The sequence below is a fragment of the Chlorogloeopsis sp. ULAP02 genome (assembly GCF_038404745.2).
GTDB lineage: Bacteria > Cyanobacteriota > Cyanobacteriia > Cyanobacteriales > Nostocaceae > Chlorogloeopsis.
In genome coordinates this window covers 51864-66082 of record NZ_JAYKTT020000071.1, presented here as the reverse complement: position 1 = coordinate 66082, position 14219 = coordinate 51864, and the positions used below count along the sequence as shown (strand labels likewise).

Genomic DNA, 14219 nt, shown 5'->3' with positions numbered 1-14219 from the left:
TGCCTAAAACCACGATAAATGCACAGGAAGCGAAAGCATCAGAGATTTATTCAGAGGAATTTTCATGGCCGTTTTGGCCAGTTGTACCACTTTATCCATACGGTCAACGGCGAACAATCCGCAAAGAAGTGGTTCAGGATACCATCTGGACTTTCGACCAGATGCAAGGCATTTTCTATGTTGTTGTACCTATTCGGATGACGGTGGTGAAGTTGGCTCAGGGAGGTCTTTTGGTTTATGCACCTGTTGCACCAACCACCGAGTGTATTCGACTTATGCAAGAATTAGTGGCAGAACACGGAGATGTCAAATATATTATTCTACCAACTACTTCTGGTATAGAACATAAGGTTTTCGTTGGCCCTTTTTCTAGATGCTTTCCAAAATCACTGGTATTTGTAGCTCCCAATCAGTGGAGTTTTCCCCTAAATCTGCCCCTCAGTTGGCTTGGCTTGCCCTCTCGGCGCACTCAGCAGCTACCAAAAGACAGCACTACAACACCCTTCGCCGACGAGTTTGACTATGCGATTTTGGGTTCTATTGAGCTTGGGCTAGGTAAATTTACAGAAGTTGCATTCTTCCATAAGCGATCGCACACACTATTGATTACAGATTCAGTCGTTTCTATACCGGAAGAACCACCTGCGATCGTCCAATTAGATCCATATCCGTTGCTATTCCATGCTAAGGATAATGCATCTGATGTTGTTGCAGACAATCAAGCAAACCGCTGTAAAGGCTGGCAACGCATCTCGCTGTTTGCTATGTACTTTCAACCAAGTGTGCTGGAGGTTCTTGGTTGGGGTGAGGTATTTCGCAATGCCTTAAAAGCACCAGAACGTTCAAAAAAAGCTTATTTTGGTTTGTTTCCTTTTAAGTGGAAGGACGACTGGAAACGCTCATTTGATCTGTTGCGAGGAGATGGTCGTCTGATTGTAGCCCCAATTTTACAGACTCTAATTCTAAATCGAGCGCCAAAGGAAACTATTGAATGGGCAAATCAGGTGGCAAGTTGGGATTTTCAGTGGATTATTCCCTCTCACTTTAACTCACCCATCAAAGCAGAAGCGCATCAATTTCGACAAGCATTCTCTTTTCTGGAAAAGTACCTTACAAAGGATGCAGGTTTGTTAGGAAGTGGCAATTATTCATTACCAGAGCAGGATTTTAAAATACTTAGAGAAATCGACGCAGGTTTAAATAAATTTGGGATTGTACCGCCACCGAAAGACAAGGTGTAAGCGACTCAATATTAACAAAAAGACTTGGTGAAGAATAGCATAAAAAGCTATGTAATTCTTGGGGACGGCAGTAAAATCATCAGGAAAATTATGCTGCCAATTTTATGTTCTGGCTCCGTTAATTCTACAAAAGCTAAGTGTATGAGAATTTATAAGGTTAATATCAAAGTTCCTCGAATTTTACCTTCTGCTTCTGGTTGTATAGTCAATACTTTTTCAACTGCTTTGTCTAAAAAATCACCTTTATTGAAACCTCCACGAATACTTTCAGTTTGCTGCTCATTTAGCTCTTGCCAAAAAAATTGTGTTGTTTCAACATCGATTTCAATATTTAAATTAGATTGTGATGAATTTTTAAATAAATTTTTATAGAACATATTTCAACTCCTTTTGATAATTGATTCTATATTAACCAAATAGACTTACGAAATATTCATTAATTTTCAAGGGGCTGATTTTAGTATAAACTTCGCTGATTTATGGATAGATTTATATTAATTTTTCTCAGCCGATATTCAAAATAAAATAATAATTAGTAAATACTGACATTTAAGCATAATATTAGGTGATTTTTCTTCATTTTTTAAGATTTTTTATCCTCAAAAATTTGTAAAGATTTTTGGTTTGTTATGTTGTTTTTGAACTGTATCAATAACTCAAGGGGATTGATACAGTTTCTAATTTTACTTTTGAGTAAGATGGTATGGTTTATGTAAGTATTTAAGCAATTTTCTGCTCCCACACAAACACTTTGATATCTGAAACACCACCACGTCCAATACATGGAGCACCCCAATGCCCTGGTGGTAAATCATCTGTACAGGGTATTCCTTGGGGAATGCTGCCTCCAGAAATTATTTCTTGTTCATCCTCTGAAAGTTCTGTAAACAAATTTTCAGAATCAAAAGATAAATTACAAGCTTTGACACTGGCCATGTGTTAATTAACTCCTATGACAATTATGTTTTTGAAAAAACTTTTTAACTAACCAAAAAGTACATATTAGACGCGTATCAGCTTCCCGTAAGGGTAGCATACAAAGAAAAAGATAGGTGATTTTGTAACGCTAAGATAGTAATTATGTGAGACTTTTTGAGTTAGGAAAAGTAGAAATATTGATGGCAAGAATTTACTTAAACAACTTAATTTTTGCAAGTCGTCAGCTAAATGTCTTGCACGTTTGTGCTGCTTTTGCATAATTTTGCTATGATTTGAGCAAATTTTTGGGTGTCACTCCGGTTAATCGTTTGAAGTGGCGATTAAGATGGCTTTGATGGGAAAAGCCACAGGCTTGAGCAACATACGCAATACTCATCTCACCTTGCAGTAATAGTTGCTTCGCCCGTTCTATGCGCTGTTGAATCACATACTGGTGGGGACTAAGTCCCGTAGATTGCTTGAATAATCGGCAAAAGTGATAGCGACTGATACCGAGATAATTAGCGATCGCATCTAGAGAGATTTTTTGTGTTAGGTGATCTTGAATATAATCAACTGCTTGTTTTAGCTGCTGTTGCGGTAAACCTCCTGCATACTCCCAAAGCAAAGATTTTCGAGTTGAATAGTTTTGCAGGAGATGAACAGCTAAAAATGTTGCGGCTGATTCGGCGTAGAGACGGCTATCTAAACCATTGGTTTTAAGTTGTGCTTTCAATCCTAGCCCAATTTGATGAACCAGCAGATCTTGAGCGATCAGATGCGGTAAAATCTCAAATTTATCTGTATCAAGTAACTCTACAGCATTACGACTGAGTAATGCATAATCCAGATAGAGAAAAAGAACATTGGCATTCCTATCCCAACGGATTGTTTGGGGAATATGCATTGGACAAAGTGCCACTGCACCTGTAAACATTAATCCTGCTTGCAGATGTCTATCTAGGGTTCGCTCTACCTGAAAACTCTGCCCAAGATTAATAGTAATGACAAATTGGTTGAGAGAATATTCAGGAGTCTCCCCTGGTGGTAGGTAGCGCTGCTCTAAACTGATTCCGCTCCATATGTTTCTACCGCTAGAAAGTATGGGTGTTTCACAGAAAACTTGTGAAAAAAAATTTTCGCAGTTTGTACCAATCTCCGGCAGATCATCGCCTGACATAGTTCACCTCACAGCAATCGCATATATTCAGTCATGTTTTGGAATTTCTGGATTAGGCAGGTTAAGTAAAGCCTTAGGCAATCCCATGACTGATTAAGTGCTTATGACTAATCTTTAATTCCTCTAATTAAATTGGTGAATAATAGCCTCGGCTTTTATACCTCTACACCAGATCTCTATTAAATTTCGCTTGGTTGATGGTAATATGTAGTTATACTTGCTCAAATCCTGCAAATTTAAGATGCACTATGAGTCTTATTCATAACTTGAGCGATCGCACTAACTAGTTTTTGTGGCTCTACAGGCTTGGAAATATGTAAGTCAAATCCAACAGCAAGTGCTTGACGTCGATTGTATTCTCCAGCGTAGGCAGTTAGGGCAATAGCTGGAATCTGTCTACCTTGTTCTGTTGAGCGATGTTTGATTTGCCGCATTAGCGTGTAGCCATCCATATCTGGCATACCAATATCGCTAATTAATACATCTGGTTGATATTGCTCTAAGGTAGACAATGCTTGTGCTGCTGATGCTGCGACTGTTACCTTCGCTCCATACAATTCTAAAATCATCACCAGTAACTCTCGCATATCAGCTTCATCATCTATGACTAAAATCTGCAAATTGCTCAGATCGCAGTTTTGATCAGGTTGTGTACAGTTGTGAGTTACCTCTGTGTTATTTGCTACTAAAGGTAATCTAATTGTGAAGGTTGCTCCTAATCCCTCACCAGGGCTTTTTGCCTCAATTGTGCCACCATGCAGTTCAGTGAGGTGACGAGCGATCGCAAGTCCAAGCCCTAGTCCGCCAAATTGTCGGGTGATAGTCCCATCTTCTTGACGAAAATATTCAAATACATGAGGCAAAAATTTTTGACAAATGCCTTTACCTGTATCTGTGACTTGAATTTGGGCATAGTTAGTGATTGGGGATTGAGAAGAAGAGGATGCGGGGACGCGGGGACGCGGGGACACGGAGAATCGTGCTTGACGTTCTTGCCCCTCTGCTTCTTCCCCAGTCCCCAATTCCTTTGACAATCTTACTTCCACTCGCCCACCTGGGGGTGTGAATTTGATGGCGTTAGAGAGCAAATTCCACACCACTTGTTGCAAACGGTTAGCATCACCATAAACTTGTCTAATATCGGTTGCAAAAACCTTCTCTATCGTGATGTTTTTTGCCTCCGCTGCCAGGTGTACGGTTTCCAAAGCAGCTTCAATCACCCCTACTAAATCAACTGGGCAAACATTCAAGACTAGTTTGCCACGCAGAATACGCGAGACATCAAGTAAGTCTTCAATAAGTTGAGTTTGCAATTTAGCATTGCGCTCAATCGCTTCTAGGGCGCGACTGGTTGCTTGCTGATCAAACTGGCGAGTTTGCAGAAGTTGCGTCCAACCTAAAATTGGGTTGAGGGGAGAACGCAACTCATGAGAAAGTACAGCCAAAAACTCATCTTTGATTCTATTAGCAGCTTCAGCTTGTTCACGAGCTGCCCGTTCTCGTTTTTCAATTTGTTTACGAATAGTGATGTCAAATATTGCACCCTCAACGCTGACAAGACGCCCCATCTCATCGCAGGTAATTTTTCCCCGCTCTTCCACCCAGATCACTTTACCATTGTCAGGACGGATAACGCGAAATTCAGACACATAGCTATCCTTAGAGTTAATCGCCGCCTGTACTGTTGCCTGGTGATGGGCAAGATCTTCTGGGTGAACCAATTGCCATCCTTGTGCTCCTGTACCGTTGAGGGTGTCGGGTGTTAGTCCTAAAACTTCGCAGGCAGTTGCGGAACGAACGATCACATCAGTGCTAGCATTCCAAGTCCAAGCAACCATTCTGGCAGCATTCAATGCTAGTCGCAGACATTCTTCACTCTGGCGTAAAGCTTCTTCTAAGCGCTTGCGCTCAGTGATATTCATAACGCTCGCCAGTACGCTATCGAATGTTGCTGTCGCAGGCGGGAATGTAACTGTAAAAATTACATTCAGGCATTCTCCCTGTAGAGTTTTGACAATAGTTTCTGATTCAAATGAAGTTTTTCCTTCAACAATGGTAAGGAGTTTTTCGACAAACACCTCAAAGGTTTCTGGCAGAAATATTTGCTTGAATGAAGTTAAAAGTTCGTTTTTATCCTGCGCTCCAAACATTCGTACTGTTGTATGGTTAATATTTACCAACCTCACCATGCCAACAGCCTTTTGCACAAACTCAGGATGTTCGGCAAAAAAGGTGCGAAAATCTTTAATACCTTGGGCTTTCAATTGTTCTAGCGCTGCTTTCACCTCAGAAAAATCTTCTTCCCAAATTGATACACCTGCATTCTCAAAAATTGTGCGGTATTTCTCCTCACTCTTGCGCAAAGCTGCTTCTGCTCGAATGCGATCGCTAATTTCAACAGACATTCCTGCTAGAAATTTTCGCCCAGCAGCATTCTGGAAAGGGAATTTAAAGGACATATAGTAGTGTTCCCCATCCTGCATTTGAAGCGTTTCTAATACTTGGATTGCTTGATTTTTTGTCAGTACTGCTGCATCATTAGCACGCATCTGCGTTGCTTGATCGGGTACCAACTCAAAATCTGTTTTGCCCACCAATTCAGACTGACTACGTTGTAATAATTGTTCTACAAACGCATTTACATAAATGTACTTCCCAGCCTCATCCTTAATAAAGGCAGCGATCGGGCAGTTGTTCATGAAACTTTGGAACAATGCTTGACTTTCTTGTAGTGCTTCTTCTGTACGCTTGCGCTCCATGAATTGTCCAATTTGACTACCGATCGCTGCCATCATTTGTAGTAAATCTTCATCGGGTGCTTGGGCGCGATCGCTAAAGCATTCAATTACGCCTAAAATCTCGCTGCCAAGCAAAATTGGAAAGCCAAATACAGATTGCAAACCACTTTTGCTTGCTGATGCAGATCTTGTAAAGTTTTTCTCTTCATTAATTTTTGAAATCCAAGCGGGTTGACGGTTTACCCAAATCATACCTGGAAGTCCAATACCAGGTGCAAAAGTTGTTTGTTGATTAACCGCGATAAATTCTTGTAGATTATTTGTGGAAGCGTGCCAGCTATTGACGTAGCGCAAAACGTTATGGTGTTTATCTATGCTCCAAATCGATCCTAGTTGCCATTGGAGGCTTTCACACAAAGACTGTAAAATCGCTGGAACAGCATCAACCAAAGTAGTCGCCTCAGCTAAAACACAAGTTACTGCATACCGTGCTGCTTTGCGTCGCTCCTGTTGTTTGCGATCGCTAATGTCACGAAAATAAACCGCTAGTCCATCTGGGAAAGGAAAAGCAGATATTTCCAGCCAACGATTGGCAGCAAAGGAAAAACTTTCAAATTTAACTGTGACTTGTGCAGTTACAGATCGATTCAGTTGTTGATAAATCTGCGGATTCAGACGATCTGCTTCGGGAAAGACATCTTGCCAACGTTTCCCAAGTAATTCTTCAGGCGATCGTTGTAATAATCGTGACGCTTCTTGATTAACGTAGGTGTAGTGCCATTGCCGATCAAATGCCACAAATGCATCTGTGATACTTTCTAAAATGTTGGAGATACGTTGGTTGGCTGCCTGGAGAGATTGCTCATATTGCTTACGTTCTGTAATATCCAAGGTAACACCAACCATACGCACAGGAGTACCATCAGAACTATAAATCAAACGTCCCTGTGCAATTAACCAGTGCAAGCTGCCATCTGCCCAAAAGCAACGTAACTCAATCTCGTAATCGCTTCGCTCTTCTATTGCCTGTTGCATTGCTGCTTGTACGCGATCACGATCATCCGGATGTAGTGCAGAAAATAGAGTTTGATGAGAAAAATCAATATCAGGTGCTAGTCCAAAGTTTACCTTGCACTGCTGTGAGCAAGTTAGTGTATCACTTGCTAAGTCTAATTGCCAGGTACCAAGTTTAGCTGTCTGTAAGGCGATGTTGAAATGTTGTTCCTTTTCGCGGAGTGTTGCTTCTGCTCGTATCTGCTCAGTGATATCTTCAGCTGTGCCTAAAATCTGGCAAACTTGTCCGTCTGCTGTCCGCTTAAATACAGCATCGCGACTACTAAACCAGTGCCATTCGCCATTGGCGTGCTGCATTCGATACTGAATGTTATGAAAACTGCCATCACAAGAAGTGTTGAGCCGTTCAAGATGTGCAGGCATTTGAGCCAAATCGTCTGGATGCATGACTTGAAGCATGAAGTCACTTCCCATCGCCAAAACGGTTTCGGGTGGGTAGCCCAGTAATTGGAGCGATCGCGCGTTGATGTAGAGATTTCGCTGCTCAATCACATCATACAGATACAACAATCCCGGACTCATATCGGCTAATTGTTTGATTGGGATTTCCCTATCTAGTGATGTTTCTTCTGCTTGCTTGCAATTGTTATGTAAAGAAGTCATTGTTAAATCTGCCCCACCAAACCTTGCTGCTGTTGTTTAAGTAGTCTCAGATACAGTTTTTCCTTCCTCAGTCAAAGGTTGTCTCTGTTTTAGCAGTGAGGTGTATTTGAGGTTTACGGTTTAAACACTGAACTACACATAAACTAAAGATATGACTAAATGATTGTTACAGTCTATTATTTAACTATTCTCTAAGAAAATTCCTATCCCCCTATAGGTTGGAGACAGTAAACAGCAAAGGCTGAATGTTTACTATATTTATAGTTGAAAGCCTTAACTGTTGTTATTGAAGCAAGATTAGCCATCAGGATAAGAAATATAGGAATCCGGTTTAATTACTGAAAAATTAAGTCTTTTTAGGGGAGACAGTTTGCGGTGTAGATTTTCTTCCTGCAAAACGCCGTTGTGTTATAAATTTAGTCTCACGCACCCAACCCTTGAAAACGGTGCGTTACGCTTCGCGACAACACACCCTACTAGCGTGACTACGTGTTTTTCAAAAATCAAATATGAGTCCTATACATACAGTTATTGTCAAGCAATTAGGTCTACATATCTACCATAAATCATAAGTATTCAGGAAGCTTGTAAATAATTGCAAAGAGGTTGCTCATGAATAATTTAGATGTAAAAAACATGGGTAAATAAGGGGATAAGAACTGTATAGCCTATGCCGTAGCATCTGAGCAGTTAACACTATTAGAGATAATTTAAATTTTTAGTGGAAACGATTAAGAGGTCTTTGGCGTCATAAAATTGGAATTTAAAGTAGTTCTATATTTATGAAGAAAGCTCTCGCATCCCGCATCTTAACTTTGGGACTTTGTACAACTTTATTAGCAGTTGTTACTCGTATCAGTACTAACCAAGAATTAGGATTTCTCAATATAAATGCTGCCATAGCTGGCAATAATACTAATGTTGAAGAATTTATTAGTCGAGGAACCGAACCATTTTGGAGTGTGACTGTCAGTAAAAGCGGAATTGTTTACTCTTCACTAGACACTCGCAAGCTCACATTTCCATATGTTGCACCATTAACAGCAACAGGTCGTCCTACAGATTTAGTCAGAGTATACAGATTGAAGGGCAAAGACAACAATATACTTATGATTAAAAAAGTTGATAGCTGTAGTGATGGGATGTCTGATAATAATTATCCTTACTCAGCAACTTTAGTCTTGGGTGATAGAGTTTTAGAAGGTTGCGCCCAAAGAAAGTGAAGTTTTTTAGAGGATGTTTGAGAAGTATTAAATATTTCTCCTGATATCCTCTACTCATCTTTTTCAGGAGGGAATTATCCCTCTTGTGTGACTTTCCAGATTACTCATTTGCCTCTTGAAGAATACTTAATCGAACTAGGAGGTTTTTTAACAAACCACAAAGAGCACATTTAGACGCGTAGCGGTGAGGGGAGCGCAGTCTTGGACGCCACATGACGCCAGGTACTACCCTGCGGGGAGCCCTTCGGGCGTCTACAACGCGCTTAACCCGCAAGGGCGCACTGGCTCCCCTACTTAATATTAACTTTATAAATCGCCTCTAAATTTTTCTATTTTTATAGATACAGATATACAAATCATAAATTTTATGGATGCACCTTCAAAATTATTACTAAGACTCACTAAACGTTTATTTGATAACATAGATGAACAAGAAAGCTTTGTTGAAGCTTTAATTAATCCCAAACCTTTTCACCCTTGTATACTTTGGTGTCAAGAACAACTAGAAATTTCTGGTTTTAGCGTGGAAAAACCAGAGCCTTGGCAACCAAATTTTGTAAACCGTTTATTACTAGGAGAAAAACCTGGTCAAACTATACTGCATCAGCAAGGATATTTCTATTGTTTAGATTTTTCTTCTGTATTTGCCGCTTCAACATTATTAGAAATTAATCAATCAGTGAAGTTAGTTTTTGATATGTGTGCAGCACCAGGAGGTAAAAGTATATTTGCTTGGAAACTTTTTCAACCAGAGTTACTTATTAGTAATGAGGTGATTGGTAAACGTCTTGGAATGTTAATTTCTAATTTAAAACGTTGCCATATTAGTCCTTCTATTGTTGTTAGTAGAGATTCTAGTTTTTTTGCAGAAAAGATGCTATCGTCTATTGATGTAGTTATAGTCGATGCTCCTTGTACTGGACAGTCATTGCTTGCTAAAGGTGAAAAAGTACCAGGATGCTTTCACCCAAATGCTATTAATAAAAGTGCAAATCGGCAAAAACGTATCATAGCAAACTCGGCTCAAATTGTGTCACCACAAGGCTATCTTGCCTATATGACTTGTACCTATTCACCAGAGGAAAACGAGGAAGTTGGTGAATGGTTATTAAAAAAATTTCCTCATTTTCAAGCAGTAGAAGTTCAGCACTTAAAAAGCTATCAATCTCATTTGATAAAAATTCCTTGTTACCGAATGTTTCCTCAAGATGGCTTAGGTGCAGGTGCATTTACAATGCTATTTAAAAATACACATAAGGGAGAGAATAATCAAATAGATAGAGAGTTTATATCTGGAGTTTGGACAAATTAAAAGTAACGCTCTTAGTGAACAATTACCAGTATGCAACTATTTTTTAGATGAAGTGGATTTTTGAACAAAAGAATGTTTGTATCCGGATTTCTCACTTGTAATAAATCCGGGTTTAATATCTATAGTTGTCAATTCCATGATTTCCTGAAACTGAAAATTTTGAGCTAAATCTTTGAGCCAATTTCCTAATAGAGATTTTTCTGTAGGTATTTGCTTAAGCAATTCTAAAATTAAATCATCACTACATTGAGCTGCGGCATGATGCACTTTTATTAACCATTCTGGCGGCATTGTAGATAATAAAGCTACTAAATCACCAGAGTTCAATATTTGTTCTGTACTAATATTCTTTTCTTGTAGTTTTTGACGATTGTCTGTTTGGTAAAGATACCTCACTCCTAAATATTGGCTCAATTTTTCAAGGATGATTTGTTCATGAAAAGGCTTATGAATAGAATCAGTACAACCAGCCAATATCATTGCTTGTCTTTGTTCTTCAAATACATTTGCTGACAGAGCAATAATGACAGTATCGGTTCTAGACGCCAAAAGATTTTCTCCATCTGCCCTGATCTTCCTCTCCCTCGCTCTAATTTCTCTTGTTGCTTCATAGCCATCCATAACGGGCATCCGCATATCCATAAGAATTACATGTGGTTGCCAAGATTCCCAAATGTATACGGCTTCAGTACCATTTGCTGCTTCCATAACAGCATAACCAATATTTTCCAGTAATTTTACTAATAAAATGCGGCTATCTTTGGCATCATCAACTACTAGAATGCGATATTCGGATTGACCAGGTGCTAAACTTTTAACTCGGCAGTGTGGGGTAGCAGTAGTCTGAATTTCGCTAGGGGAAGGAAGAGTAACTTGAATATCAAAAGCAAATGTACTACCTACACCAACGGTACTGCTGACACTAATTTCACCGCCCATTAATTGTACATACTTGCGGCTAATAGCTAAACCCAGCCCAGTTCCCTGTTGAGATTTTCTACCAATTTCAGTTTGCCCAAAAGCTTCAAAAAGTAGCTCAAGTTCTTCTGGGGAAATACCATGCCCAGTGTCAATGACTTGGAAGTGCAGACAGACTGAATTAGAAGAAGAAGCAAACAGGGAAGCCACTGTTTCTTGAACAGAAGATTTTGGGGTTTCTACCAATAAGCCAGTCTCGCTGTGAACCGAAGTTCTAAATTGATGTAGATGTGCAGTAGCTTCCGTAGGTGCGGCTTGTTCTTTGACTTTTAGAGTCGCGTAGCACGGCTTCTGTGAGAGTAGATGGCTTTGTGTGAAGTGGTGACTGACATCAAGACACGAAGAGGTGGAGAGTAAATTACCTGTACCCTCCTTTTTATTACTAATGCTCACTTTCAACTTCACACTACCACTGTCTGTGAATTTAATGGCATTTCCCAAAAGATTAAGTAAAACTTGTCGCAGTTTACTAGAGTCGGTAATTATGTGCCTGGGAACTTCGGATGCATATTCAAATACAAGTTTTAAGTCTTTGGCAGCGGCACGAATATGTAACATCTGTTGGAGACTATCCAACAGGAGAATTAAATCAAAGCTATTAAAATTTAAGGTGGTTCTACCAGCTTCGATTTTGGACATTTCCAATATGTCGTTGATTAAGTTGAGCAGATGTTCACCAGCACGATTAATGATTGCTAAGTTTTGCTGATGTTCGCTAGATAGACTACTGTCACGGTTCATAACTTGTGTAAAGCCAAGGATGACATTAAGGGGAGTACGCAACTCATGGCTCATATTTGTCAGAAATTCACTTTTGGCGCGATTAGCAGCATCAGCAGATGTCACAGCTTTTTGGAGTGCTTGTGATTGTCTTTGAGTCTGTGCTAGTAATTCTGCTTGTTGCAGAGCGACTCCTAAGTGATTACCTATTTGTATGGCAATGTTGATTTCTTCTTTTTTCCATTGGCGAGGAGTAGAGTTTTGATAACTTGCCAGTAATCCCCAAAGTTGATTGCCACAAAAGATCGGAACCGTAATATGAGCTTTGGCTTGAAACTCTTCTAAGAGGTTAATATGACAAGAATCTAATCCGGCTTTGTAAATGTCTGGTATACAAAGAAAATCTTGACTACGTGTGGAAATTCTACTTTTAATTGCTTGCAAATAAGTATCTAGTATCGGATTCTTTACACTCTTAGCAGTTTGTAGAAAGCAGCTTTCGTTTTGAAGGGTACTTTCTGTTCGATCAGGATGATGATTATTTTTCTCAATCAGCGAAACCCAACCATGCTCGACTGATTCGGCTACAAACTCGCCACTCCCATCGGGATGAAAACGAAACACAACGACGCGATCGCAGTTTAGAACTTGCCGTAATTCTTGGGTGGTAGCAGTAAATATGGTTTCTAAATCCAATGTCTGGCGCATCCTTTGAATAACTTGGGTGATGGCTTGTTCCCTTTCTGCACTCTCTCGTAAGGCATCTTCAGCTAGTTTGCGATCGGTAATATCTGTAATTGTGCCGATGCAACCTTTTAATTTCCCATCTTTGGCTATTTCTGGAAAAGTTTGACTGATTACCCAAACAATTCTGCCATCTGTGTGTGTAAAGCGACACTCCGATTTAAAAGGTTCTTTCGCTGCTAATTTGCTGTTCCATTCGGCAAAGATGCGATCGCGATCATTTATATGTAAAGCACATGTCCAACCATTACCTAAGGCAACTGTTGGAGAAAGTCCAGTAATTTCGCTCCAACGCTGATTCACATATAAGCAATTGCCTACAGAGTCTGTGTGAAAAATTCCTACAGGTGAAGCTTCTGCTAAAGTTTGATACCGTTGTTGACTTTCTTGCAATGCTATTTCAGTTTGTTTGCGTAAACGTGTAGCGTCATGACTGATTTCTACCAACACTGCTCCTACGCCAGAAAGGTTATTAATCTGTTCTGAAATGGGAAAGTAAGAAGCAAGAAAGTAACGCAAACCATCTGGCTGATGAGTTGATGGATAGCTTACTTCCACATTCAGAATGGGTTTGCCTGTCTGGAGTACTTGCTCGTAGAATGGCACGATCGAAGGTGCTGTCTCTGGTATCACCTCATACAGAGTCTTGCCCAGATGCTCTGCTTGAGAACAACCGTGAATCTCTGCTAGAAGTTCGTTGATTTGTACAAACCGCAATTGGTGATCTAAAATATTCATGCCAAGAGGAGCGCCACAAAAAAAGGTATTAAGGTAAGCTTCTTGCCATGCCAACTCTCGTTTTTTATACTCTTTTACTTGCTTTTGCAATGTTTTAAGTTTGAGCTGATTTTCTATACGCGCTATAACTTCTTCAGCCTGTAATGGTTCTGTGAAATAATCAACGCCACCGGATTGAAAAACTTTTACTTTTTCTGTTTCTGTGTTTAAAACATTGAAAAAAATTATTGGAATGTTCTGAGTTATTACATGAGATTTTAGTTGCTTACAAATTTCGTAACTATCTATCCTCAACTTGATAATATCTAGCAAAATTAAATCAGGAATACAGGTTAGTGCGGTATTAACCGCCATTTTTGTAGATTTTTCTATTTGAATTTTATATCCTTGTTTAATGATGATATCAGATAAAAGTTGTATGTTATTTGAATTATCATTAACTAACAATATTGTGAACTGTTGAGCATCCATTATCATAGGAAATTAGAAATCAATAATTTTTTATATAAAGAATCCGAAAGCAGAAACTATTTATTTTGTTTGCTAAATAAAAATTTATAAATAAAACTATCACAGTCTAGTATCTATTTTTTGAGCAATCAATAGATATATTTGATAGTTAGATGTAGTTTAATTACTAATGATAGTAGAATATAATTACATCCTTGTTTGCTTTGTTTTTCTTTTCAAGTAGAAATACACAAAGACAGGGAGACTTAAAAGCACGGATGCTCTCCACTTAACTCAAAC

8 protein-coding genes are annotated in these 14219 nt (G+C 39.3%); 3 read left to right on the top strand and 5 right to left on the bottom strand.

The window, feature by feature from the left end:
• The first annotated feature begins 14 nt into the window (after positions 1-14).
• Positions 15-1241 (top strand): DUF4336 domain-containing protein, encoded by a 1227-nt coding sequence (locus tag U2718_RS25150; RefSeq protein WP_341996296.1) that lies wholly within the window; start codon positions 15-17, stop codon positions 1239-1241.
• Between the two features lie 149 nt (positions 1242-1390).
• Here the strand turns inward: U2718_RS25150 and U2718_RS25145 are convergent, their stop codons facing one another.
• From U2718_RS25145 to U2718_RS25130, 4 genes are all read right to left on the bottom strand, one after another.
• Positions 1391-1618: a hypothetical protein gene (locus tag U2718_RS25145; RefSeq protein ID WP_411813362.1), complete on the bottom strand. Its 228-nt coding sequence runs from the start codon at positions 1616-1618 to the stop codon at positions 1391-1393.
• Between the two features lie 343 nt (positions 1619-1961).
• Positions 1962-2177: a hypothetical protein gene (locus tag U2718_RS25140; RefSeq protein ID WP_341995943.1), complete on the bottom strand. Its 216-nt coding sequence runs from the start codon at positions 2175-2177 to the stop codon at positions 1962-1964.
• A gap of 268 nt (positions 2178-2445) precedes the next feature.
• On the bottom strand, positions 2446-3339 hold the full coding sequence (locus U2718_RS25135; protein WP_341995945.1) for an AraC family transcriptional regulator: 894 nt from the start codon (positions 3337-3339) through the stop codon (positions 2446-2448).
• A 236-nt stretch (positions 3340-3575) separates the two neighbouring features.
• Complete coding sequence (locus tag U2718_RS25130; RefSeq protein WP_341995947.1) at positions 3576-7754, bottom strand: PAS domain S-box protein; 4179 nt, start codon at positions 7752-7754, stop codon at positions 3576-3578.
• 782 nt (positions 7755-8536) lie between these two features.
• On the opposite strand from U2718_RS25130, the gene U2718_RS25125 reads away from it, so the two are divergent.
• Both U2718_RS25125 and U2718_RS25120 read left to right on the top strand, forming a co-directional pair.
• Positions 8537-8977, top strand: a complete 441-nt coding sequence (locus U2718_RS25125; RefSeq protein ID WP_341995949.1) for a hypothetical protein — start codon at positions 8537-8539, stop codon at positions 8975-8977.
• Between the two features lie 367 nt (positions 8978-9344).
• Positions 9345-10289 (top strand): RsmB/NOP family class I SAM-dependent RNA methyltransferase, encoded by a 945-nt coding sequence (locus tag U2718_RS25120; protein WP_341995951.1) that lies wholly within the window; start codon positions 9345-9347, stop codon positions 10287-10289.
• Between the two features lie 36 nt (positions 10290-10325).
• Here U2718_RS25120 and U2718_RS25115 read toward each other — a convergent pair whose 3' ends face one another.
• Entirely contained in the window at positions 10326-13946 is a 3621-nt protein-coding gene (locus U2718_RS25115) for a response regulator (RefSeq protein WP_341995953.1), read from the bottom strand.
• Between the last annotated feature and the right edge of the window lie 273 nt (positions 13947-14219).

Coding starts and splice junctions, on each gene's coding strand:
- U2718_RS25135 (WP_341995945.1), bottom strand. CDS start 3,339: ATGTCAGGCGATGATCTGCCGGAGATTGGTACAAACTGCGAAAATTTT.
- U2718_RS25115 (WP_341995953.1), bottom strand. CDS start 13,946: ATGATAATGGATGCTCAACAGTTCACAATATTGTTAGTTAATGATAAT.
- U2718_RS25145 (WP_411813362.1), bottom strand. CDS start 1,618: ATGTTCTATAAAAATTTATTTAAAAATTCATCACAATCTAATTTAAAT.
- U2718_RS25120 (WP_341995951.1), top strand. CDS start 9,345: ATGGATGCACCTTCAAAATTATTACTAAGACTCACTAAACGTTTATTT.
- U2718_RS25140 (WP_341995943.1), bottom strand. CDS start 2,177: ATGGCCAGTGTCAAAGCTTGTAATTTATCTTTTGATTCTGAAAATTTG.
- U2718_RS25125 (WP_341995949.1), top strand. CDS start 8,537: ATGAAGAAAGCTCTCGCATCCCGCATCTTAACTTTGGGACTTTGTACA.
- U2718_RS25130 (WP_341995947.1), bottom strand. CDS start 7,754: ATGACTTCTTTACATAACAATTGCAAGCAAGCAGAAGAAACATCACTA.